The organism is Burkholderia sp. Cy-637 (assembly GCF_011753175.1).
Lineage (GTDB): Bacteria > Pseudomonadota > Gammaproteobacteria > Burkholderiales > Burkholderiaceae > Burkholderia > Burkholderia gladioli.
Genome location: NZ_VWWC01000125.1, coordinates 1 through 21,804, shown reverse-complemented (window position 1 = coordinate 21,804; position 21,804 = coordinate 1). Strand labels below are relative to the sequence as shown.

Annotated in this window: 17 protein-coding genes, 1 pseudogene and 1 riboswitch; of the genes and pseudogenes, 11 read left to right on the top strand and 7 right to left on the bottom strand. The window is 70.9% G+C overall.

Translation table 11 applies throughout. The annotated features are described in order from the left end of the window. The first annotated feature begins 19 nt into the window (after nt 1–19). The gene (locus tag F3J10_RS25830; protein WP_205200471.1) at nt 20–1,705 is read left to right on the top strand and encodes an ATP-binding protein; all 1,686 of its coding nucleotides are present in this window, start codon (nt 20–22) and stop codon (nt 1,703–1,705) included. A gap of 57 nt (nt 1,706–1,762) precedes the next feature. Here F3J10_RS25830 and F3J10_RS25825 read toward each other — a convergent pair whose 3' ends face one another. Both F3J10_RS25825 and F3J10_RS25820 read right to left on the bottom strand, forming a co-directional pair. Next, complete coding sequence (locus F3J10_RS25825; RefSeq protein WP_025097778.1) at nt 1,763–2,200, bottom strand: response regulator; 438 nt, start codon at nt 2,198–2,200, stop codon at nt 1,763–1,765. A 64-nt stretch (nt 2,201–2,264) separates the two neighbouring features. After that, nucleotides 2,265–4,622 carry an ATP-binding protein gene (locus tag F3J10_RS25820; RefSeq protein ID WP_167243312.1) on the bottom strand — a complete coding sequence of 786 codons (2,358 nt, stop codon included), beginning with the start codon at nt 4,620–4,622 and terminating at the stop codon, nt 2,265–2,267. A gap of 589 nt (nt 4,623–5,211) precedes the next feature. On the opposite strand from F3J10_RS25820, the pseudogene F3J10_RS36375 reads away from it, so the two are divergent. The 5 genes and pseudogenes from F3J10_RS36375 to maiA form a co-directional block, all read left to right on the top strand. Continuing rightward, nucleotides 5,212–5,475 (top strand): annotated as a pseudogene (locus tag F3J10_RS36375) (transposase); the annotation flags it as partial. Between the two features lie 564 nt (nt 5,476–6,039). Then, the gene (locus tag F3J10_RS25810) at nt 6,040–6,810 is read left to right on the top strand and encodes a YkgJ family cysteine cluster protein (protein WP_167233292.1); all 771 of its coding nucleotides are present in this window, start codon (nt 6,040–6,042) and stop codon (nt 6,808–6,810) included. A gap of 280 nt (nt 6,811–7,090) precedes the next feature. Further along, the gene (hmgA, locus tag F3J10_RS25805; protein ID WP_167243311.1) at nt 7,091–8,428 is read left to right on the top strand and encodes a homogentisate 1,2-dioxygenase; all 1,338 of its coding nucleotides are present in this window, start codon (nt 7,091–7,093) and stop codon (nt 8,426–8,428) included. Next, complete coding sequence (gene fahA / locus F3J10_RS25800) at nt 8,425–9,741, top strand: fumarylacetoacetase (protein ID WP_025097773.1); 1,317 nt, start codon at nt 8,425–8,427, stop codon at nt 9,739–9,741. Before hmgA ends, fahA begins: the two co-directional genes overlap by 4 nt. Nucleotides 9,742–9,745: 4 nt before the next feature. Beyond that, nucleotides 9,746–10,417, top strand: coding sequence for a maleylacetoacetate isomerase (maiA, locus tag F3J10_RS25795; RefSeq protein ID WP_167243310.1), 672 nt, complete (start codon nt 9,746–9,748; stop codon nt 10,415–10,417). 56 nt (nt 10,418–10,473) lie between these two features. Here maiA and F3J10_RS25790 read toward each other — a convergent pair whose 3' ends face one another. Together F3J10_RS25790 and F3J10_RS25785 are read right to left on the bottom strand one after the other, a co-directional pair. Next, nucleotides 10,474–11,343 (bottom strand): alpha/beta fold hydrolase, encoded by an 870-nt coding sequence (locus F3J10_RS25790; RefSeq protein ID WP_167243309.1) that lies wholly within the window; start codon nt 11,341–11,343, stop codon nt 10,474–10,476. Between the two features lie 11 nt (nt 11,344–11,354). Next, the gene (locus F3J10_RS25785; protein WP_167243308.1) at nt 11,355–12,638 is read right to left on the bottom strand and encodes an MASE1 domain-containing protein; all 1,284 of its coding nucleotides are present in this window, start codon (nt 12,636–12,638) and stop codon (nt 11,355–11,357) included. 242 nt (nt 12,639–12,880) lie between these two features. On the opposite strand from F3J10_RS25785, the gene F3J10_RS25780 reads away from it, so the two are divergent. Continuing rightward, complete coding sequence (locus F3J10_RS25780) at nt 12,881–13,738, top strand: NmrA family NAD(P)-binding protein (protein ID WP_167233287.1); 858 nt, start codon at nt 12,881–12,883, stop codon at nt 13,736–13,738. A 158-nt stretch (nt 13,739–13,896) separates the two neighbouring features. Here F3J10_RS25780 and F3J10_RS25775 read toward each other — a convergent pair whose 3' ends face one another. Further along, nucleotides 13,897–14,193, bottom strand: a complete 297-nt coding sequence (locus F3J10_RS25775) for a DUF4148 domain-containing protein (protein ID WP_167243307.1) — start codon at nt 14,191–14,193, stop codon at nt 13,897–13,899. Between the two features lie 327 nt (nt 14,194–14,520). Here F3J10_RS25775 and F3J10_RS25770 point away from each other — a divergent pair, with 327 nt between their 5' ends. Next, the gene (locus F3J10_RS25770) at nt 14,521–15,294 is read left to right on the top strand and encodes an SDR family NAD(P)-dependent oxidoreductase (protein WP_167243306.1); all 774 of its coding nucleotides are present in this window, start codon (nt 14,521–14,523) and stop codon (nt 15,292–15,294) included. Between the two features lie 75 nt (nt 15,295–15,369). On the opposite strand, the gene F3J10_RS25765 is transcribed toward F3J10_RS25770, so the two are convergent. Beyond that, a complete protein-coding gene (locus F3J10_RS25765) occupies nt 15,370–16,347 on the bottom strand; it encodes a LysR family transcriptional regulator (RefSeq protein WP_167243305.1) in 978 nt (325 codons plus the stop codon). 306 nt (nt 16,348–16,653) lie between these two features. After that, nucleotides 16,654–16,834: riboswitch (yybP-ykoY riboswitch) on the top strand. A 67-nt stretch (nt 16,835–16,901) separates the two neighbouring features. On the opposite strand from F3J10_RS25765, the gene F3J10_RS25760 reads away from it, so the two are divergent. From F3J10_RS25760 to F3J10_RS25750, 3 genes are all read left to right on the top strand, one after another. Then, nucleotides 16,902–17,894 carry a sodium:calcium antiporter gene (locus F3J10_RS25760; protein WP_167243304.1) on the top strand — a complete coding sequence of 331 codons (993 nt, stop codon included), beginning with the start codon at nt 16,902–16,904 and terminating at the stop codon, nt 17,892–17,894. A 478-nt stretch (nt 17,895–18,372) separates the two neighbouring features. Beyond that, nucleotides 18,373–19,821, top strand: coding sequence for an MFS transporter (locus F3J10_RS25755; RefSeq protein WP_167243303.1), 1,449 nt, complete (start codon nt 18,373–18,375; stop codon nt 19,819–19,821). Nucleotides 19,822–19,996: 175 nt separating this feature from the next. Continuing rightward, on the top strand, nt 19,997–20,668 hold the full coding sequence (locus F3J10_RS25750; RefSeq protein WP_025101936.1) for an aspartyl/asparaginyl beta-hydroxylase domain-containing protein: 672 nt from the start codon (nt 19,997–19,999) through the stop codon (nt 20,666–20,668). Between the two features lie 70 nt (nt 20,669–20,738). Here the strand turns inward: F3J10_RS25750 and F3J10_RS25745 are convergent. Beyond that, nucleotides 20,739–21,804 (bottom strand): alpha/beta fold hydrolase (locus F3J10_RS25745; RefSeq protein ID WP_167243302.1); only part of this gene is annotated, 1,066 nt, incomplete at its 5' end.

Genomic DNA, 21,804 nt, shown 5'->3' with positions numbered 1-21,804 from the left:
CTGAGGCGCGCCGCCCGTCATGGACGATTTCCGCCTCGATCCTTCCGCGCCGCGCGCCGGCTCGCCGGTCGCGCGCGCGAGCGACGCCGCCTCCGAGGCGATGCGCGCGGCCGCCGCCGCCTTCGACTGCCTGCCCGATGCCTACCTGATCGTCAACGCGCGGCACGAGGTGCTGCTGGCCAACCGCCGCTACCTGGAACTGCTCGACGTGCCGCTCGAGGCGGTGCTCGGCATCCGCGTGCAGGACATCAACCAGTTCGGCACGCCGGCCCAGCGCGAGGCGCGCCGCGAATGGCTCGACGAGGCGCTGCGCGGGCCCTTGCGCCGCGAGTCGGCCTGGTCGCCGGTGTTCCGCTACGAGATGCCGGTGGCGCGCGACGACGGCGCGCTCGCGTCGATGCCGCGCTACTGGCGCATCAAGACCACCCCGCTCGAGTCGGCCGATCCGACGCTGGCCGGCGCGATCGCGATCCTGGTCAGCGAGGCCACCGACCACGTGGCCGAATACGAACGCGACCAGCGCGAGCGCGCCAAGCTGCGTTCGCAGGCGCAATTGCGCCAGGTGGTGGCCGACGAGGCGCGCGCCCAGTTGCGCGAGCAGCAGGAGCAGTTCGAGATCGCGATGGCCTTCTCGCAGGTCGGCGCCTGGCAGCTCGATCCGCATAGCGGCCGCATCGACTGCACCGACCAGTGCCGCACCAACCTCGGCCTGGCGGTCGACGAGGCGCTCACGCGCGAGCGCTGGTTCGGCGATATCGTCCATCCCGGCGATCGCGCGCGGCTGCGCGAGGCGATGGAGCAGGCGCTGGACGCGCGCGGCCAGTTCGAGGTCGATTTCCGGGTCGGCTGGCAGGACGGCACGGCGCGCTGGATCCTGGTGCGCGGGGTGGGCCGCTATCACGCCAGCGGCGTGCTCAGCAGCGTGCTCGGCTTCACGCTCGACATCACCGCGCGCAAGCAGTCCGAGCTCGAGACGCAGGCCACCGCCGCCGCCGAGAAGCGCGCGCGCGAGGAAAGCGAGCGCCTGGCCACCGCGATGGACCACTTCATCGCCACCGTCAGCCACGAGCTGCGCTCGCCGCTCAACGCGATCCTGAGCTGGTGCGAGCTGATGCGCCGCTCGCCCGAGCCGGCCCTGGTCACGCGCGCCGGCGAGGTGATCAACCGCAACGGGCGCCAGCTCGCCCACATGGTGGACGACCTGCTCGACAGCGGCGCGATCGTCACCGGCAAGCTCTCGGTGCTGCCGCGGCCGGTCGACCTGGGCGCGCTGGCCGGCATCGTGATCGAGGACATGCGGGTGATCGCCGAGGCCAAGGGCCTGGCGCTGATCGCCGAGCGCCTGCGCCCGGCGCCGGTGATGGCCGACGAGCATCGCATCAAGCAGATCGTCTGGAACCTGCTGTCGAACGCGGTGAAGTTCACGCCGCAGGGCAGCATCGAGGTATCGATCGAGACGGCCGGCGAGCAGGTCGAGCTGGTGGTGTGCGATACCGGGCGCGGCATCGACCCGAGCATGCTGGAACGCGTGTTCGAGCGTTTCCAGCAATCGGCCGCCGATGGCGAGGGGCGCGTGGCGGGGCTCGGCCTGGGGCTGTGGCTGGCGAGGAACCTGATGGAGCGGCAGGGCGGCGAGATCGTCGCCGAGAGCGAGGGCCCGGGCCGCGGCGCGACCTTCCGGGTGCGCCTGCCGGTCTATCGCTGAGGGCGCGGCGAGAGATGGCCACGCGGGCCGAGAGGGCCGGGGCGCGATGCCCCGGGCTCAGCGCTGGTAGGGCGGCGGCTCGTTCAGCACCGCCCAGAACATGCCGAGATCGTTGATCGCAGCCATGAAATCGTCGAACGCGACCGGCTTCACGACATAGGCGTTGACGCCGAGATCGTAGCTGCGCAGCAGGTCCTTCTCCTCGCGCGAGGAGGTCAGCATCACCACCGGGATAGTGCGCAGGCTCTCGTCGGCGCGCACGCTCTTGAGCACTTCGTGGCCGTCGATCTTCGGCAGCTTCTTGTCGAGCAGGATCACCGCCGGATTCTGGTCCGCGCGCTCCGCCCACTTGCCTTCGCGGCGCAGGAAGTCGAGCGCCTCCTCGCCGTCCCGCACCGACACCACCGGATTCGCCAGGCGCGTCTTCTCGAGCGCGATCAGCGTCAGTTCGATGTCGTCAGGATTGTCTTCCACCAGAAGGATCGGTCTTAACACACTCGCTCCATTGCTTGATTACCGGTTCTTTCGTTGCCGCCGGGTGCCGCATGAATGCGGCGGCTCATTTGGCCTGCTTGGGCACCGAGCGCGAACCGCGCCCCGGTGCCAGCGCTTCCAGCCGGGCCGCCGCGCTGTTCGCGCTTTCCTCGCGTTCCACCGCCGCGCCGGCGAACACGCGCGGCAGCGTAAACCAGATCGTCGCGCCGCGGTCGAGCTCGCCTTCGGCCCAGACTTTTCCGCCGTGCCGCTCGACGATCCGTTTTACTGAAGCAAGACCGATGCCTGTGCCGTCGAATTCCTCGACGTGATGGAGCCGCTGGAACACGCCGAACAATTTGTCGACGTAGCGCATGTCAAAGCCCACGCCGTCGTCGCGCACGAAGAACAGGTCCTGGCCGGCCAGCTCGCGCTGGCCGTCGCGGCGTCCGATCTCGATGTGCGCCACGGGCCGGGAGGCGGAGAATTTTACAGCGTTCTCGACCAAGTTACGCAGTACCAGGTGGATCAGGACCGGGTCGGCCATCACCGCGCCTAGTTCGCCGACCTGCCATTCGATGCGGCGCTCGCCGAGCTCCTTGCTCTCGTCGGCGATCAGCGCCTGGACCATCGCGTTCAGCTCGATCTTCTGCGGGCGCAGCGCCGAGCGGCCCATGCGCGAGAAGGCCAGCAGGTCGTCCACCAGCTTGCCGCCCACGCGCGCCGAGTTGACGATGCGCTCGACGAAGTGGCGCCCGCGCTCGGACAGGTTCGGCATCTCCATCTCGCGCAGCAGGTCGGCGAAGCCGACGATATGGCGCAGCGGCGCGCGCAGGTCGTGCGAGACCGTGTAGGAGAAGCCTTCCAGCTCCTGGTTGGCGCGGCCCAGCTCGAGCGCCAGCTCGGCCAGCTCCTCGGCGCGGCGCAGCACGATGCCGAGCAGGGCGGCGCGGAATTCCAGCGCGATCTCGCGCTCGGCCGGCCGCCACGGCGGCGAGTAGCCGCGCACGATGTCGGTCCAGACCTCGAAGCTCTTGCGCGGCGAGAGCGAGTCGGCCAGCGGCGCGAGCTTCTCGCGCGGGTCGCCCGCCCACTTGATGGTCTTCACCACCTCGGGCCGGAACCAGACGATGTAGTTGCGGAACAGCCGCGAGATCGACACCGCCAGCGCACCCGCGCAGTCGGGGCTGGCCTCCACCACCGGTACGTCGCGCGCCAGGTTGTCGGTCCAGAACACCTCGTCGACCTGGGTGTCCAGCCACTTCACCAGCTGGGCCACCTGCGGCTCGGGCGGCGTGACGCCGGCCAGCACCACGCGGCCCTCGAACACGATCGCCGCGCCCGCGGCATGGGTCAGGCGCAGCAGGTCGCGCGGGTCGGCCGCCAGCGTGTCGACGAAGTGCTCGGTATCGGCCATCGAGGCCAGCAGGCGCGCGAGCAGGTGGCGCAGGTCCAGGCGCAGCGCCGCGTCGGCGTGATCCTCCTTGGCCTCGATCTGCAGCGACAGCACCTGGGCGATGTGCTCGCAGGCGGTGCGCACCTCGAAGGGCGGCACGCGCGCCGTGTCGTGGTGGCAGGAGATCAGCCCCCAGAGCTTGCCGCCCACCACGATCGACATCGACATCGAGGCCAGCGTGCCCATGTTCTTCATGTACTGCACGTGCACCGGCGAGATGCTGCGCAGCGAGGCGTAGGTCAGGTCGGTGGGGCGCTGCGTCGAGGGATGCCGCGACGGCGTGAGCGGCACCGGCCGGTAGTCGGCGTCGGCGATCAGGCGGATCCGGTTGCGCACGTAGAGCGCGCGCGCCTGGGCGGGGATGTCGGAAGCCGGGAAGTGCTGGTCCGCGTAGGAGGCGTAGCCGGGCTCGATACGCTCGGCGATCACGTGGCCGTTGCCGTCGTCGTCGAAGTTGTAGACCAGGGTGCGGCCGAAGCCGGCGATCCGGTGCACCTCGTCGGCGGCCAGCTCGGCCAGGTCGGCGGTGGTCTGCACTTCCTGCAGGCGGTTGATGAAGGTGCGCACCAGCGGGTACATCGACGAGAACACGTCGACGGTGCCGCGCGCCGGCTCGAATTCGACGATCGCGATGTCGTCGTGGCGGTGCACCACGATCGCGAACGGCGACTTGCGCGTTGCGTCGCGGCGCGGATCGTCCATCGAGCCGAGGTAGAGCGGCAGGCCGTTGGTGTCGTGCTCGCGCAGCGCGGCCACGATGGTGGCCGCCCAGCTCTCGCCGACGAAGCGCGCCAGCGGCAGGCCGGGCAGCGCCTCGGGCGCGCCGCCGACCAGCTCGACGGCGTTTTCGCTGGCCTGCAGGACCGTGCCTTCGGCGTCGATCGACAGCAGGAATCCGTGCGGCTGGATGCCGCCGGGGATATGGATGGGTTCTCGCGCGCAATCGGCGCCGTTCGTGTCTGAAACGGTGGGGATCGGGGCTGCCATGAGCACTCCAGGCTGGGATGCGGGCATTTTCGCACAGGGGCGCGGGGCGCCGGCATGGGCGGCGGGCGTCGGTTCGCCTCGCGAAGCCCCGCGGCGGGGGCGCCAGGGCAGGGCGGCGGGCGGCGCGGGATCGAGGCTTGGGCCGCCGTGAAGCTGCCGCGGGTACCGGCCGGGGCGCTCGGAAGGGCGGCAAGGCGCGAGGAAGGGGGACAACGGGCAAGTCGGCGTGTTCGGGAGAAGGAGGCCCGAGCATCGCGCATGCTGCATCGCAAAAGACGTTCCCGGAACGCGTCATCGGCAAGCCCGACATGGCCGTCAGGCGTTCGGCGCGGGACCGGATTGCTGCGGCGCAACTTCATGCGCCGCGGGTCGCGGCGCGGCGATCTTCCGTCTGGACCGGAATTACAGGACAGACAACGGCATGACGGATCGTTTTAATAGGTCCTGTGAAAGCGGTATTCGGTCGAGTCGATTGTGAATCCAGGCGGCTGTCCGACACCGATTCAGGGCTAATAAAACGACGACGCCGGTCAGTCCCGCCGCGCCGTCCTATGAAGACGAGGTTGAGATGACTGCCGATACGACACCGATGCTCGACGACACGCTGTGGTCCATGATCCAGCCCCTGCTGCCGCCGGCCAAGCCGCGCCGCACGCGCTACCCGGGCCGCAAGCCGCTGGACGACCGTTCCGTGATGGCGGGGATCCTGTTCGTGCTCGAATCGGGCATCCCCTGGGGGCAGTTGCCGCAGGAGCTCGGCTATGGCTCGGGCATGAGCTGCTGGCGCCGCCTGCGCGACTGGCAGCAGGCGGGCGCCTGGGAGCAGATTCACGCGGTGCTGATGAAGCAGCTGCACATGGCCGAGCGGATCGACTGGTCGCGCGTGTTCATCGAATCGCCGTCGAGCCGCTCGAACCGCGCCGAGACGCCGGCCGCGCAGATCATGCTCGACGCGCCGGCGCCGCGCGCGCCGCAGGCGCTGGGCCCGCTGCCGTCGCCCTTGCCCTCGCCGCTGCCGCTGGTCCAGCCGGTGCAGCACCTGGCGCACGTCACGCATGCGCAGCACGCCTCGCAGCCGGCGCAGGCCTTGGCCCTGGCCCGGCACGATGTCAGCGAAGTGAGCTGAGCGACCCTCGCCGCGCCTCATCTCCACCCCGGGGCGCGGCGGCCGGCCCGCCGCGCCTGTCTCCTGACTGTCCCCCGACTGCCTCTCGATCGCCCCGGCCCGCCGGGCGCCACCGCCGTCCCGCCTCGCCTCGCCTCGCACGAGCCCGCGCGCAGGACGCCGAAACTCGCTATAGTTCGTCGCCCGCCTGCCGGCCGTGGAATCGTTCCGCGTCCGGCCGAGCGGGGCTTTCCAGCGGCCGCGCGCTCCCTGCCCGGAGCCGCCGCCGCCAAGACGATCGAGGTCCCCCCAGTGAGCGATATTGCGTTCCAATGCACGTCGTGCGGCAACTGCTGCCACGACCTGCGCCTGCCCGTCACGCCCGCCGAGGCGCTGGGCTGGCTCGAGCGCGGCGGCCGCGTCGACGTGCTCTGCGAGGCCGTGCCCTGGCCGACCGAACCCGAGCCCGGCAACGCCTTCGCCGACTACAAGCGGCGCCGCAGCTTCGCCGCCGACAGCGGCTCGCTGCCGATTCGCGTCGACGTGACGCTGGCGGCCTCGTTCAGCGGCCCCTGCCCGAACCTGCTCGAGGACATGCGCTGCGGCGCCTACGAGATCCGGCCGATGGTGTGCCGCGTCTACCCGGCCGAGATCAATCCCTTCATCCCGCTCGCCCCCGCCAACAAGGGCTGCCCGCCCGAGGCATGGCAGGCAGCCACGCCGCTGATCACGGGCGGCGTGATCGTCGATGCCGTCACGCGCGAGGCCGCCGAGCGCAGCCGCGTCGCGCACGAGCAGGCGGTGCCGGCCAAGCAGGCGATCTGCGCGGCGCTCGGCATCGCGCATGCCTCGGTGTCGAACGAGGGTTTCCTGATCGTCGCGCCGGAGCCGGCGCGCCTGCTCGAGGTGCTGCGGGCGCTGCCGTCCGGGCCCGAGGCGGCGGCTCCGCCGGCCGGCTCCTGGACGCTGGTGTCGAATCGCCAGCCGACCATCGAGGTGCTTGGGCAGGTCGGCGCGATCAGCGAACTCGATCGCGCCGGCACGGGCGGGTATCAGTACCTCGGGATGTTCGAGGCGGCCTGAACGGCCGTTTTTTCCAAGCCTTCCGCGTGAGGCGAGCCGGCCGGGCGCCGCCCCGGGCCGGCTTCGCCGCGCTCGTGCCGGTTCCTGCCGCGCCGCCCGCTGTTTCTTCCTTCTTCCTGTTTCGCCGGTTTGCCGCCCTGGCAGGCCGGTGCTCGTTCGCGCACCGCCGCGTCTTAGGGTAAACGCAATTTCACGTATGAGAAACGAGTTATACAATGCGTAAAAAATTTCCGAGATAGACCGGGCGACGAAGCCTGCCCGGACCGACTGGAGCGCATCCATGACCTTCGACCTGAGCCGACCGGGCGAGACCGGCTACCAGCCCGGCTTCGCGAATCACTTCGCGAGCGAGGCGCTGCCGGGCGCCTTGCCCGCCGCGCAGAACTCGCCGCAGCGCGCGCCTTACGGCCTGTACGCCGAGCAGTTGAGCGGCACCGCCTTCACCGCGCCGCGCGCGCACAACCGCCGCTCCTGGCTGTACCGGATCCGCCCGGCCGCCGTGCACCGGCCGTTCGAGCCGCTGCCGCGCCCGCTCGCGCTGGTGGCCGAGTTCGGGGCCGAGTCGGCCGAGGTGCCGCCCACGCCGCCGAACCAGTTGCGCTGGGACCCGCTGCCGATCCCGGCCGAGCCAACCGATTTCGTCGACGGCTGGGTGACCATGGCCGGCAACGGCTCGGCCGCCGCGATGAACGGCTGCGCGATCCATCTCTACGCGGCCAATCGCTCGATGCGCGAGCGCTTCTTCTACAGCGCCGACGGCGAGCTGCTGATCGTGCCGCAGCAGGGGCGCCTGTTCATCGCCACCGAGCTGGGCCGCCTCGACGTCGAGCCGCAGCAGATCGCGGTGATCCCGCGCGGCGTGCGCTTCACGGTGGCGCTGCCCGACGGCGAGGCGCGCGGTTACGTCTGCGAGAACTTCGGCCAGGCGCTGCAACTGCCCGACCTCGGCCCGATCGGCTCGAACGGCCTGGCCAACCCGCGCGACTTCGAGACGCCGCACGCGGCCTACGAGGACCGCGAGGGCGATTTCGAGCTGGTCGCCAAGCTCAACGGCCGGCTCTGGCGCGCCGCGATCGGCCACTCGCCGCTCGACGTGGTGGCCTGGCACGGCAACTACGTGCCGTATCGCTACGACCTGCGCCGCTTCAACACCATCGGCTCGATCAGCTACGACCATCCCGATCCCTCGATCTTCCTGGTGCTGCAGGCGCCCAGCGACACGCCGGGCGTCGACACGCTCGACTTCGTGATCTTCCCGCCGCGCTGGCTGGCGGCCGAGTCGACCTTCCGGCCGCCCTGGTTCCACCGCAACGTGGCCAGCGAATTCATGGGCCTGATCCATGGCGCCTACGACGCCAAGGCCGAGGGCTTCGTGCCGGGCGGCGCGAGCCTGCACAACTGCATGTCCGGGCACGGGCCCGACGCGGGCACCTTCGAGAAGGCCTCGGCGGCCGATACCTCGCGCCCGCACAAGGTCGGCGACACCATGGCCTTCATGTTCGAGACGCGCACCCTGATCCGGCCGACGCGCTTCGCGCTGGAGACCTCGCAACTGCAGGCCGACTACTACCGCTGCTGGCAGGACCTCGCCAGGCACTTCAACCCGGAGCAACGATGACCGTCACCGATCTCGACGCCACGCTGGCCGCCTCGCTGCGCAGCTGGCTCGATTCGGCCAACCAGGCCGATTGCGATTTCCCGATCCAGAACCTGCCGTTCGGCATCTTCGGCGACGCGCGCGCGCCGCGCGCCGGTGTGGCGCTCGGTGACGCGATCGTCGACCTCGCGGCGCTGGCCGAGGCGGGCCTGCTCGCGGTGCCGGGCGCCGATGCGCGCGCGCTGTTCGAGGCCAGCACCCTGAACGGCTTCATCGCGCTGGGCCGGGACGCCTGGCGCGCGGTGCGGGTGCAGTTGAGCGCGCTGTTCGCGCAGGGCAACGCGCGGCTTCGCGAGGACGCGGCGCTGCGCGAACGCGTGCTGGTGCCGCAAGCCGGCGCGACGCTGCACCTGCCGGTCGAGATTCCCGGCTACACCGATTTCTATTCCTCGAAGGAGCACGCGACCAACGTCGGCTCGATGTTTCGCGATCCGAAGCATGCGCTGCTGCCGAACTGGTCCGAGATGCCGATCGGCTACAACGGCCGCGCGTCCTCGGTGGTGGTGAGCGGCACGCCGGTGCGCCGCCCGCTCGGCCAGTTGAAGCTGCCCGACCAGGAGCGGCCGGTGTTCGGCGCCAGCCGCCGGCTCGACATCGAGCTGGAGACCGGCTTCATCGTCGGCCGCGGCAACGCGCTCGGCGAGCCGATTCCCTGCGAGACGGCCGAGCAGCACATCTTCGGCATGGTGCTGCTCAACGACTGGAGCGCGCGCGACATCCAGCAATGGGAATACGTGCCGCTCGGGCCGTTCAATGCCAAGACCTTCGCCACCACCATCTCGCCGTGGATCGTCACGCTCGACGCGCTGGCGCCGTTCCGCGTCGCGCAGCCGAGGCAGGAGCCGTTGCCGCTGCCCTACCTGCGGCATGCCGGCGAACACGGCTTCGACATCCGGCTCGAGGTGCGGCTGCAGCCCGAGGGCGCGGCCGAGCCGAGCGTGATCTCGCGCAGCAACTTCCGGCACATGTACTGGAGCATGGCGCAGCAGCTCGCGCATCACACCGTGTCGGGCTGCAATACGCGGGTGGGCGACCTGATGGGCTCGGGCACCATCAGCGCGCCCGAGCAGCACGGCTACGGCAGCCTGCTGGAGCTGAGCTGGGGCGGCAAGGCGCCGATCGCGCTGGCGGGCGGCGGCACGCGCGCCTTCATCGAGGACGGCGATACGCTGACGCTCGCCGGGCATTGCCAGGGCGACGGCTATCGCGTGGGTTTCGGCACCTGCACGGGCACCATCCTGCCGGCGCCGGCGCATGACTTCGGTGGGGAGTGAGGCCATGTCCGCGCTCGCGCTTCATGGGTATTTCCGCAGCTCGGCCTCGTATCGCGTGCGCATCGCGTTGAACCTGAAGGGGCTCGACTACACGCAACTGCCCGTGCACCTGCTGCGCGGCGGCGGCGAGCAACTGGGCGAGGCCTATCGCCGGATCCATCCCGACGGCCTGGTGCCGGCGCTGGTGGATGGCGATGCGCCGCCGCTGCTCCAGTCGCTGGCGATCGTCGAGTATCTCGACGAGTGTTACCCCGAGCCGCCGCTGTTGCCGACCGCGGCGGCCGATCGCGCCTATGTGCGCTCGGTGGCGCAGCAGATCGCCTGCGAGATCCATCCGCTCAACAACCTGCGCGTGCTCGGCTATTTGAAATCGACGCTCGGCGTGAGCGACGAGCAGAAGAGCGCCTGGTACGCGCACTGGATCGGCAATGGCTTCGCCGCGCTCGAACGGCGCCTGGCGGCCGAGCCGCGCGTGGGGCGCTTCGTGTTCGGCGACACGCCGGGCCTGGCGGATCTGTGCCTGGTGCCGCAGGTCTGGAATGCCAGGCGTTTCGCGATCGCGCTCGACGACTACCCGACCCTGGTCGGGCTTGACGAGCGTGCTGCCGCGCTGCCGGCCTTCGCGCGCGCGGAGCCTGCGCGGCAGCCCGATGCGGAACCGCCGCCGTCGAGCTAGAACGGGGCGGTGACGGGCCCTTGTCGAGGGAGGCGGCCCACACGGCCCGGCGCGCTTCAGCCCGCCTCGTCACCCGAATCGGCTGGATCGGCTGAATTGCCCGCGTCGCCATCCCCGCTGCCGCGGCCCATGCGGCGCGCCATGGCCGGGCTCACCGCATGTACCGGATCGAAGCCGAAGAAGGCCAGCAACTGCCGGGCCACCTCGTCGCGTTCGTTGTCGGCGCAGATCATGTGGTAGCTGTCCTCGAGCACCACGCTGCGCGCATCGGGCAGCGTGTCCTGCAGGAAGGCCTGCGAGCGCAGGCTGGTCAGCTCGTCCTCGCGCGCGTGCACCACCAGGGTCGGGCAGCGCGTCTCGGGCGCGGCCGCCTGCACCCAGGCGCGCATGCGATCGACCTGCCCGACGCAGGACAGCGGCACCCAGGGATAGTGGAAATTGTCCTGGCGCTCGAATTTCTTCTTCACGATCGCGCGCACCAGCGGATTCTTGATGCCGAACGGTTCGCCTTCCTCCACGCGCATGCGCCGGGCCAGTTGCGGCAGGCGATAGATCAGGTGGCGCAGCGGGCGATACCAGGGCGTCGACCAGCCGTCGATGAACACCGGCGCGGCCAGCAGCGCGAGCCGCCCGCGCGCGTGCTCGACGCGATGGCAGAGCAGCAGGGCGACCAGCGCGCCCATGCACATGCCGGCCACGTGCAGCGTGTCGTATTCCCCCTCGAGCTGCCGATACTGCTCGACCACCGCGTCGAGCCAGGCTTCCGCGCGCACCTCGGCGAGATCCTCGGGGCGCGTGCCGTGGCCGGGCAGGGTGATCATGTGCGCGTCGCCGCCGGCGCGCCGGATCGCCTTGTGCATCGAGCCGAGATCGTGACGCGTGCCGCCCAGCCCGTGGATCAGCAGAACGCCGGTGCGATCGTTCATGATGGCCGCGCCTAGTTCGCGCGATCCCCGAGCAGCCAGACGCCGGCGAACACCGCCACCTCGGCGGCCGCATCGCGCAGCGCGCTGCCGTGATCGACGATCGCCAGCGTGCCGCCGTCGGGCTGGATCACGCGCAGCCGCAAGGGCGCGCGCGTGTCCTGCGCCTGCTCGGCCGACCAGCTCTCTCGCAGGGCCGCGCGATCGTCGGGATGCAGGCGCTCGAGCAGCAGCGGCAGGCTCGCCACCTGCCCGGCGGCGATGCCCGCGCCGAACACGCGGCCGAGTTCGCCGGTCCATTCGAGCTGCCCCGATTGCGGGTCGAGCACGTAGGCGAGCTGGCCGGCGCCGGCCAGCGCCAGCGCCACGTTGTTCTGCTGGCGCGCGGCCTGTTCGTGCACGCGCTCGCGGTTGGTCTTCAGCGTGCTGACGGTGAGCACCAGCAGCGAGGCGATCGCCAGATAGAACTGCACTTCCAGCAGCGAGCGGCCGTGATGGTCGTCGAGCCAGGCGAACGGCCCGTCGTCCTGCGCGGTCAGGCCGATCGCGATCAGCGCCAGGACCAGCATCGACACCGAGCCGCTGCGCCCGCCCAGCAGGATGGTCACGACCACGGTCAGGAACAGCGGGATGTAGGTCAGCGAGAACAGGATGCCGATGTCCTCGATGCGCGCCGCCGATTCGCTGAAGACCAGCGCCGCGCTCACCACCATCAGCACGAAGCAGGCGATGCCGAGCCACAGATCGAAGCGCTCGTGGTCGCCCGAGCGATGGGCGCGAAAGCGCGACCAGGAGGCCAGCACCGGCGTGACCAGCAGCACCCCGACGAAGCTCGAGGCCGCGCCGATCGCCACCGCGCCCAGCGTGGCATGGCCGCCGCGCAGGCTCAGCCAGGCCGCGTCGCCGAGCGCCGCCACCGCTCCGGCCAGCAGCCCCGCGAAGATCACCGAGCGCAGGAAATACAGGCCCTCGAGCGCGAAACCGGTGCGCTGGATCAGCCACACGGCCAGGGCGGCCGCGCCGACGTCGTCGACGGCATACAGCAGGGCATCGAGCCAGTGGCCCAGCTCGAAGCCGCCCAGCAGCCATTGCGCCAGCAGGAACAGGCCGCCGAGCAGGGGCCAGTCGCGCACCGGGCGCAGCATGAAGGCGCCGACCGTCACGCCGGTCGGCAGCCAGATATAGTCGATCGAGTCGTCGACGGCCCCGAGCCGATACGACAGGTAGCCGCTCAGCACATACAGCGCCACCCACCACCAGGCGGACGCGAATTCGGGTCTTGCGCGTGTCGTCGCCATCGAGCACTCCTTGCGGCCGGGCGTGGCCGGCCTGTCTGTTCAGAGCGCGATTGTACGCGCCCCGAACGCTCGTGGCGTGGCGACTCATGACGAAACGTCATCGATGTCCTGACCTCCCGGCCATTCGTCGCGGCGCCCGTGAGGCTTACGCTGCGAGCAGTCGCATCGAGCCCGCGCCGCCCAGGCGGGCCGGCTCGATCGCGGTGGCGAACTCAATATTCAGTGATCCGGAGGACAGGACGATGTATGCAGTGACAGGTATTACCGGCAAGGTCGGGGGAGAAGTCGCGCGAACGCTGCTGGCCGCCGGCCTGCCGGTGCGCGCGGTGGTGCGCGACGCGGCCCGGGGCGCGCCCTGGGCCGCGCTCGGCTGCGAGGTGGCGGTCGCCGAAATCGGCGACGCCCAGGCGCTGGCCCGGGCCTTCGCCGGCACCGCGGGCGTGTTCTTCATGACGCCGCCGAACTACGATCCGGCGCCGGGCTTTCCCGAGACGGTGGAGAACTGCGAATCGATCCGTCATGCGATCGAGACGGCGCGGCCGGGCCGCGTGGTGTTCCTGTCGACGGTCGGCGCGCAGGTGGCCGAGCCCAACCTGCTGAACAACTCGCGGATGACCGAGACCATGCTGCGCACGCTCGAGGTGCCGGTCGGCCTGCTGCGCGCCGCCTGGTTCATGGAGAACGCGGCCTGGGACGTCGAGGCCGCGCGCGGCGGCACGATCCCATCCTTCCTGCAGCCGCTCGATCATCCGATCCCGATGGTCGCCACGGTGGACATCGGCCGCACCGCCGCGGCCATGCTGCGCGAGGACTGGACCGGCACGCGCGTGGTCGAGCTGGAGGGCCCGCGCCGCTACAGCGCGAACGACATCGGCGCGGCCTTCGCGGCGGCGCTCGGCCATCCGGTGACGATGGCGCCGGTGCCGCGCGATACCTGGGAGGCGCTGTTCCGCTCGCAGGGCATGCAGTATCCGATGCCGCGCATCCGCATGATCGACGGCTTCAACGAAGGCTGGATCGATTTCGAGCGCGAGGGCAGCGAGCATCGCGTGGCCCCGACCACGCTGGAAACCGTGCTGAAGGGGCTGGTGGCGCGCTGAGCGGCACGCCGCCCGAAGCCGGGTGTGTCGACGAGGCCCTCGCCGCGCAAGCGGCGAGGGCCTCGCCCTTTGTGCCGGCGTAATGATGCCGGCGCAACGAAACAGGGCCGATCCTGCGATCGGCCCCGCGAGCTTTCGGCGCGAACTGCGCGCGTGCATCAATGATGCGCGTAGAGCGGTTCGCCGGCCACCGGCGCCCGCGCGCTGCCGGCTTCGCCGCGCGCCGCGGGCTGCGTGCCGATGCCGGCGGCGGCCTGGCTCGCGTTCAGCTTCGCCTCGGCGGCCTGGATCGAATCCGGGTAGTGGACGTCGTTGCGCGCCGGCCGGTAGCCGATGCTTTCGAGCCGGACCAGTTCCTCGCGCACCTGGGCGCGCGTGACGGTGGATTGCGCCTGCGCGGCGAGCGGCGAGGCGAGGCTGGCCGCGAGCAGCAGGATGGACCAACGAGATTGCATGATGAGACTCCCATGATGATCAGGACAAGAAAGCTTGTCGCTCGACAGGAAGGATTGTCTCCAGGCCGGCCCGGTGGAAACAGGCACGCCGTCTCATCGCATCGATGCGGCGACGGCATCAATGCCGGCCCCGCATCGATGCGATGCCGCGCGCGGCATTGCCCGGCGCGGCCGGCCTCGCCACAATCGGCATCACATGCGGTTCGACATGGCCGCCGCGCCGCTCACCGGTGAATTCAACCCGGGCTTCGGCGCGGGCACGGCACGGAACGGAGCGATAGCGCGCCGGCTCCGGCATTTCCCGACATTCAAGCAAGCGGAGGACACATGGCAAGGATCTTCATCACCGGATCGACCGACGGGCTCGGGCTGATGGCTGGGCAACTGCTGGCGCAGGACGGCCATCGCGTGGTGCTGCACGCGCGCAACGCCGAACGTGCCGACCAGGCGCGGCGCCGCCTGCCGGGCGCCGAGGCGATCGTCAGCGGCGATCTCTCGACGCTCGACGCGATGCGCGAGGTGGCGGAGCAGGCGAACCGGCTGGGACAGTTCGATGCGGTGATCCACAACGTCGGCGTCGGTTATCGCGAGCGCCGCATCGAAACCGCGGATGGCCTGCCGCACGTGTTCGCGATCAACGTGCTGGCGCCCTACGTGCTGACCGCCTTGATGCATCGCCCGCGGCGCCTCGTTTATTTGAGCTCGGGCATGCATCGCGGCACCGCGGCGGCGCTCGACGACCTGGCTTGGACGCGGCGGCGCTGGAACGGTGCCGATGCCTATTCGGAAAGCAAGCTCTACGACGTGCTGCTGGCCTTCGCGGTGGCGCGGCGCTGGCCCGGCGTGCTGTCGAACGCGCTGGAGCCGGGCTGGGTGCCCACCCGCATGGGCGGGCCCGGCGCGCCCGACGATCTCGACCAGGCGCATCGCACCCAGGCCTGGCTCGCGGTGGGCGAGGACGAGGGTGCGCGGGTCAGCGCCCGGTATTTCTTCCACATGAAGCCGCGCCAGCCCGATCCGGCCACGCGCGAGGTGGCCTTGCAGGAGCGCCTGCTGGCCGAATGCGAACGCCTGTCGGGGGTGGCCTTGCCGGCGGCGTGAAGCGGGGCGGCGGCGTTGCCGTCATCGCGCCCGGCGGGGGGCAGCGCGCGGATTGCGGGCCCGCGCTTCAAGCCTTCAAGCCTTCGCGCGCGGCTTGCGCGAGGATCTGGCGGGCGGCACGAGCGGCGCCGCGCCGCCCGTGCCCGCGTCGGTCAGCGACACCACGAAGTCGAGGAAGGCGCGTGTCTTCGCGGGCGGGTGATTGGCGTTCAGGTACAGCGCGTGGAGCGGGAAGCGTTCGTCGGGCCAATCGGGAAACAGCTCGACCAGCCGGCCCTCGGCCAGCAGCGCCTCGGAGCCGAGCGCCATCACCTGGGCCACGCCGTAGCCGGCCGCGCAGGCGCTCAGCATGGTGCCGACATCGTTGACCACCAGCCGCGCCTGCGTTTCGACCACGATGCGCTCGCGCTTGCGATGGAATTCCCAGGGAAACGGCCGGCCGCTCTCGGGATCGCGGAAGTCGATGCAGACGTGCCTGCCGTCGCCGAGCTCCTGTGGTTTGAGCGGGCGGCCGTGGCGCGCCAGGTAGTCGGGCGAGGCGACCGTGAGGATGCGCGTGTCGAGCAGCTTGCGCGCGCGCATCGCCGATTCGCGCGGCACGCCGAAGCGCACCGCGAGATCGAAGCCGTCCGCCACCAGGTCGCCGAGCTGGTCGCGCGTGACCAGCTCGAGCCGTAGTTCGGGATGCTGATTGAGGAAGGCCTCGAGGCGCGGCCCGAGCATCAGCCGCGAGAAGAACGGATCGATGTTCACGCGCAGCCGGCCGCGCACCACGGTGGCGCTGCCCGAGGCGGTGGCGGCCGCTTCCTCCAGCCCGGAGAGCAGCGGCGTGATCTGCCGGTGGAAGCGCCGGCCCTCGTCGGTCAGCGACACGGCGCGCGTGCTGCGATCGAACAGGCGGATCTCAAGCCGCGTTTCGAGCCGCGCGATCGCGCGGCTCACGCCCGGTTGCGACATGTCGAGCCGCTCGGCCGCGGCGGCGAAGCTGCCGGCTTCCACCACGGCCATGAAGATGCTCATGCCGTTCAGTACGCGTTCGTCGAATCCCGGCATTCAGGCTTCCGTGCTCGTTGATGGGGGGCTTGCCGATCCTGCGCGACCTGCCGCGATCGGCTGCCGGCGACGATAGCACGGCGATGCCCGTGCCCGCGAGGCGCGTCGGGCGCGCGAAAGGCGGCTTCGGCCGGGCGAGCCGCGCCACGGCTGGCGCGCGGCGACCCATGCGGATCCGTCATCACGGCGATGACGCCCGGTGCATGGCGCGGGCCGCGCGGCGCCGGCATCATGCGCGCGGGGCTCCGGCGGCGGCGCGCGACGACGGCCCGAAAATTGGTGTTGTCACAATGTTCGGCTAGAATAGCGCCTGTCTTAGGGGAGTAGTCTGCTTCGCCTCCCCGGCGAAGCGCCGACGTCAACATATTTGGCCAGCATGGCCATGGCGTCGGCAGCCGTTGTTGTCCACGGCCTGACGAGACTTATGACGTTTCCCTCCACCCTGGCCGGGCGGGAGGGTTGCGTCATGGTTGCGTCGCCCGGCCCGTGGAGATAATAAAAGTGTCCCTCAATCCCTCCTGCCGTACCCGTCTCGCCATCGCGGAGTCGCCGCGATGATCCTCACCTTCGTTCTCCTGATCGCCGCGGCCGGCATCATCTATTTTTCCTGCGAAACCTTCGTCAACGGCGTGGAATGGCTCGGCCAGAAGCTGAACCTGACGCAGACCGCCACCGGCACGATCCTCGCCGCGTTCGGCACGGCCCTGCCCGAGAGCGTGGTCACCCTGGTCGCGGTGGCCTTCGGCACCACCCCGGCGCACAAGGAAATCGGCGTGGGCGCCGCGATCGGCGGCCCGCTGGCGCTGAGCACGGTGGCCTACGCGGTGGTCGGCTTCGCGCTGCTGGCGGTGGCCAGGAAGCTCGGCCGTGCGCCCGAGGTGGATGCCAACACCGCGCAACTGCGCCGCGACCAGCTCTGGTTCCTGGCCATCTTCGTGGCCAAGATCGGCCTCGGCCTGGTGGTGTTCCAGTACAAGCCGCTGCTCGGCATCGCCTTCCTGGCGGCCTACGCGCTGTATTGCTGGCGCGAGCTGACGGCCGACGGCGACGGCAGCGAACACGGCGATCTCGAGCCCTTGATGCTGCGTTCGCGCTCCGACAATCCGGCGATGGGCTGGGTGGTCCTGCAGACGGTGGGCGCGCTGGTGGTGATCTTCGCCGCCTCGCACCTGTTCGTCGGCCAGATCGAGGCGGTCGGCCCCTGGCTCGGCCTGAGCCCGCAGCTCACGGCGCTGCTGTTCAGCCCGATCGCCACCGAGCTGCCCGAGATCATGAACGCGGTGATCTGGGTGCGGCAGGGCAAGGAACGCCTGGCGCTGGCCAACATCAGCGGCGCGATGATGATCCAGGCCACCATCCCGACCGCGTTCGGGCTGTTCTTCACGCCCTGGCATCTCGCCTCGCCGTCGATCCTCGCGGCCGTGATGACGGCCATCGCGATCGTGTTCCTGCAGTTCGTGTTCCGCGCGCGCCGCGTCAGCAGCCGCCTGCTGACCTGCGTCGGCGGCTTCTACGCGGTGTTCGCCGGGCTGCTGCTGGTGATCTGAGCCGCGCTGCGGGGCCGGGCTCGCGCACCGAGGGGGAGCGCGAGGCACGGCCCCCCTCGCCGGCTCGCCGGCTCGCGACGGCGGCGCTCGCCGCCGCGCTTGCCCGGCTTTCCGTTTCCCGCCTTTCCCACCTTTCCCGTCTTTCCCGCACTTTCCGTCGCTCGCCCGACCCGGAGCGCGTCGCCGAGCCGCGCCGCGCCGCGCCGCTCCGCCGATGCCGCTTCGCGCGGCCCGTCTCGTCCCCGCATTTCCGGGACAGACGGGCGCCGTGCCCCATGCTCCAATCGTCCTGGCGTCGGCCGGCTTCGGCACGGCGCACGCCCCGGCGCGGCTTGCCCGGCCGCATCCGGCATGCGTACCGGCCGCCGCCGGCCCGTCGCCGCGCGACACTCCTGACAGCGAACGCGATCCCCATGAGCCGCCAGATCCTCCTCCGGAATTCGTCCGGCCGCGCCGCGCCGCGTGCGGGGAACCGCCGATGAGCGGCTTCCTGAGCGGCCTGCGGCTCCATCTCGGGCAGCGCTTCTACCTGCTGCTGGCCGGCGAATCGCTGTCGATGTGCAGCGGCTCGCTGGTCGAGTTCGCGCTGGGCATCTGGATCTATTCGCATAGCGGTTCGGTGGCCGATTTCGCCGGCGCGGTGCTGGCGGTGACCTGGCCGCCGGTGCTGATCCTGCCGCTGGCCGGCGCGCTGGCCGACCGCCTCGACCGCAAGTACCTGATCGTCGGCTCGGACGTGCTGCTCTCGCTGATCCTGGCCCTGCTCGGCTGGCTGCTCTGGAGCGACCAGCTGCAACTGGTCCACCTGTACCTGTTCAACTGCATCGCCTCGATCATCGCGGCGGTGCGCCAGCCCGCCTACCAGGCGGTGGTCGCGGCGATCGTGCCGCCCGACGGCTACGTGCGCGCCTCCGGCCTGACCGGCCTCGGCGCGAGCCTGGCGACCATGTTCGCGCCGCTCGCGGCCGGCCTGCTGATGGGCGCGGTCGGCCTCGACGGGGTGATCGTGGTGTCGTTCGCGGCCTTCGTGCTCGGCGCGCTGCTGGTGTTGCGCTCGCTGCGGCGCACGGCGCGGGGGCCGTCCGCCGATGCAACGGCGAATGCGGCGGCGAATGCGGCGGCGCATGTGGCGGCGCACGCGGGCGGCCCGGCCGCCGACGCGAGCGGCGCCGAGGCCGGCGTCTCGGTGGCCGCCGACGTGTTCCGCAACCTGCGCGCCGGCCTGGCGTTCTTCCGCGGCGACCGCCTGATGTCCTGGCTGCTCGCCTACGCGATGATGCGCAGCTCGCTGTTCGCGCTGGCCACCGCGATGATCACGCCGCTGGTGCTGGCCGGCCACACGCAGCAGCAGCTCGGCTGGATCTATACCTGCGGCGCGCTCGGCGGCCTGGCCGGCGGCCTGCTGATCGTGGTGATCGGCACGCCGCGCCGCATGATGCTGACGGTGCTCTGCTTCGACGCGCTGATGGCCTCCAGCGTGTTCGGCATCGGCGCGGCCAACTCGACGCTCGGCTACTGCGTGTTCGCGTTCACCGCGCTGGCCTCGGGCTCGGTCGCCGAGGGCTGCGTGAAGGCGATGTGGATGAGCAAGGTGCCGCCGCGCTATCACGGCAGCGTGTTCTCCCTGGTGGCGATGTTCCTGCTCGCGGCCGCCTCCCTGACCCTGCTGGGCGGCGGCCTGCTGGTCGATCACGTGCTGGACCCGGCCCTGTCCGCCGGCGGCTCGCTGGCGGGTACCGCGGTGGGCGACTGGCTGGGCGTCGGCAAGGGGCGCGGCGTGGCCCTGCTGTTCGTGATCAGCGGCGTGGCCGGTGCCCTCTGGTGCCTCGTCACGCTGGCCTCGGCGCGCATGCGCCGGCTCGACTCGCTGGTGCCCGACGGCGTGCCGGCGATCGCGATCGAGAGCGCGGCGAGGGCCGAAGGCTAGCCTCGCGCCGCGCGCGCCGATGTCCGTGGAAGACGCGACAGACGCGCGGCGCCGGCGGTGCTTCAATGGCTCTGCCGTGTCACTTCCGCAGACGCGGGGCCGCGCCCGATGCGCCGGCCCGTCGTCGTATCCGTCCCCAGCCGCGCAGCGCGCGGCGCCGATACCTGTCCAGCCGATGGAAACCATTCTTCAAGACCAGTCCGCGAGCTTCTGCCAGCACGTTCCCGAATCGACGCCGCGTCCCGCCTTCTACCCGCTCGAGCAGTTCCCGCGCCTGAACGAGCTGGCCGCGCAATGGGAGATCATCCGCGACGAGTTCCTCAAGCTGAACGCCCCGACGCTCGACATCGATCGCGTGGGCAAGTCGCACGTCGAGGTGTATGCCGAGACGCTCGAGCACGTCAACGGCGGCGGCGAGTACGGCTGGCTGATGGGCTGGGGCGAGGGCGAGGCGCCCAACCCGGACTGGACCGCGTATGGCCTGGTCGCCTACGACGAGCCGATCTCGTTCGCCGAGGCCAGGATGCCGAAGACCCTGGCCCTGCTCAAGCGCATCGAGGGCATCAAGATCTGCGCGCTGCAGCGCATGGGCCCGAACGTGTTCCTCAACACCCATCGGCATCCCGAGCTGCACGACCAGGACATGCTGCAGCTGCATATCACGATCGACGCGGCCACCGAGCGCGACTACGCCTACCTGAACGTGGCCGGCCACTTCAACCAGAACCGCATCGGCAATGCGATCGTGTTCGACGGCTCGCTCGATCACTTCGCGCTGAACGCCTCGCCGAGCATCCGCACCATCCTCTACATGGAGTTCGAGCGCGACAAGCAGATGGCGCCCTGAGGCACGCGGTGCCCGGCGCGAAACGGCCGCCCTGGGGCGGCCGTTTCGTCATTGGCGGGGCGGGGGATCGTCAGGCGCGGTCCTGCCACCAGCGCGCCAGCGACGCGACGTGCGGCGCCTGCAGCATGGTGTAGTGGTTGCCGTCGCCGCACCGTTCCTCGATCAGCGGCGCGACGCGCTGCCAGCCCTCATGCGCGCCCTGGTTCGACTCGACCTCGTCGGCGGCCAGCACCAGGGTGGCCGGGCCCGTGTAGCGCGCGGGCGGCCGGTACACGGTGCGCATCGCGGTGGCGTAGGTGCGCACCAGCCCGTAGGTATCGCTCGGCCGCGACTGGCGATGCACCAGGCGCAGCGCGAGCATGCCCCGGTGCAGCATCTCCCATTGCTCGCGGCGCTCGGCGCCGAAGTAGGCCGCGCGTTCGATGCCCATGCTCCTGGCGCTGCCGTGCTCCAGCGCGCGCACCAGCGCCCAGGTGACCTCGGTGAAGGTATAGGCGCGGCCCAGCCTGAGGCCCGCCTCGGGCGCCTCGGAATCGATCACGGTCAGCGAGGCGGGCGGCGTGCCGCGCGCCTGCAGGCGGCAGGCCAGGTCGAAGGCGATCCAGCCGCCGAAGGAATGGCCGATCAGGTGTACCGGCGCGCCGTGCTCGGCGCTCAGCAGGTCGATCTGCGCGAGATAGGTGCGCGCGGCCGCCTCGACGCTGGCATGCGGCACCAGCACGCCGTCGAAGCCGCGCGGCTGCAGGCCGTGCAGGTCCCATTGCTCGTCGAGCGCGTTGCAGAACGGCATGAAGGCGGTGACCGCCGAGCCGGCGCCGGGGATCATCACCACCGGCTCGCGGCGGCTGCCGCCCTGGCGCAGCGGGACATGCGGGTTGTAGCCGTGCTCGGGCGACGCGACCAGGCGCCCGGCGCGTTTCTGCAGCTCGGCGCGCAGGGCGCGCACCAGCGCGACGGACAGCGCCGCGGCCGCGCCGGACAGGAAGGGCCGCCCCGCGCCGGCGGCCGGCACGTAGTGGTATTCGCCGTTGCGCAGCACGCTTTCCCAGGACGCGGCCGGCTCGTCGGCCGGGTCGGCCGGGCGCGCCGCATGCGGCCTGAACAGGTGCACGAAGGTCGAGCTCGGGAACGGCGCA